The organism is Streptomyces sparsus (assembly GCF_054776295.1).
The window spans coordinates 1-1,592 of record NZ_BAAHCA010001030.1 but is presented as its reverse complement, the minus strand read 5'-3'; the positions used below and the strand labels follow the sequence as shown (position 1 = coordinate 1,592).

1 protein-coding gene is annotated in these 1,592 nt (G+C 75.5%); it reads left to right on the top strand.

Annotation, left to right across the window (positions count from 1 at the left end):
• Positions 1–1,592 (top strand): acyltransferase domain-containing protein (locus ACYVE9_RS26025; RefSeq protein ID WP_461030346.1); only part of this gene is annotated, 1,592 nt, incomplete at both ends.

Genomic DNA, 1,592 nt, shown 5'->3' with positions numbered 1-1,592 from the left:
CGGTGGAGGCGCACGGCACCGGCACCTCACTCGGCGACCCCATCGAGGCGCAGGCGCTGCTCGCCACCTACGGCCAGGACCGCCCCGACGAGCGGCCGGTGTGGCTGGGTTCGGTGAAGTCCAACCTGGGTCACACCCAGGCCGCCGCCGGTGCCGTCGGCATCATCAAGATGGTGCTCGCGCTGCGCGAGAACACGCTGCCGCGCACCCTGCACGCCACGGCCCCGTCCTCCCGGGTCGACTGGGAGTCGGGCCGGGTGCGACTGCTGGACGAGGCCGTCGCCTGGCCTCGCGCCGACCGGCCGCGCCGGGCCGGTGTCTCCGCCTTCGGCGTGTCGGGCACCAACGCCCACGTCGTCCTCGCGGAACCCCCCGCCGACACGGCCCCGACCGTCGACACGGCCCCCGCGGACCAGTCCGACGGCTCGTCCCGCGCGCAGGCTCTGGCCTGGCTGGTGTCGGCCCGTGGTGAGAGCGCGCTGCGCGACCAGGCGGCCCGCCTGCTGTCCCACGTCGAGCAGCGGCCCGCCCTGCGTTCCCGCGACGTCGCCCACGCCCTGGCGTTCACCCGTGCCCAGCTCGAACACCGCGCGGTCGTCGCCGGTGCCGACCGGGAGGAACTGCTGAGCGGCCTGGCCGCCCTGGCAGCCGGGGAGACCGGCCCCGCAGTGGTCACCGGCGACACCCTCGCCGAGGGCACCACCGCGTTCCTGTTCGCCGGACAGGGCACCCAGCGCCCTGGCATGGGACGTGAGTTGCACGCCGCCCACCCGGTGTACGCCGACGTCTTCGACACGGTGTGCGCGCACTTCGACGGCCTGCTGCCGCTTCCCCTCGCCGACGTCGTCCTCGGTGACGACCCCGCGCCGCTGGCCCGGACCGAATACGCCCAGCCGGCCCTGTTCGCCGTCGAGGTGGCGCTCTACCGGCTGCTGGAGAGCTGGGGGGTCCGCCCCGACCACCTGCTCGGGCACTCCGTGGGTGAACTCGCCGCCGCCCACGTCGCCGGCGTCCTCACGCTGCCCGACGCCTGCCGACTCGTCGCCGCCCGCGGCCGGCTCATGCAGGCACTGCCCGAGGGCGGGGCGATGGTGGCCGTCCAGGCGTCCGAGGAGGAGGTGCTGCCGCTGCTCGCGGGTCAGGAGGAGCGGGCCGCGCTCGCCGCGGTCAACGGGCCCCGCTCGGTGGTCGTCTCGGGTGACGAGGAGACCGTCCTGCGGATCACCGAGCGCCTCGCCGCGCAGGGACGCAAGACCACCCGCCTCAAGGTCGGCCACGCCTTCCACTCGCCGCTCATGGAAGGGGCCCTCGCCGAGTTCCGCGCGGTCGCCGCCGACGTCGGCTACGCCGAACCCCGCATCCCGATCGTCTCCGACCTGACCGGACGGGTCGCCGCCGAGGGGGAGTTGACCGACCCCGAGTACTGGGTCCGGCACGTCCGGGAGACGGTGCGGTTCGCCGACGGACTCGCCTGCCTGGAAGCACTCGGAGCCGACCGGCTCCTCGAGATCGGCCCCGACGCGACCCTGACCGCGCTCGCCGCGGGAGCCCGCCGGTCGCCCGGCCTGCTGGCCGTCCCGGTGCTGCGGCCC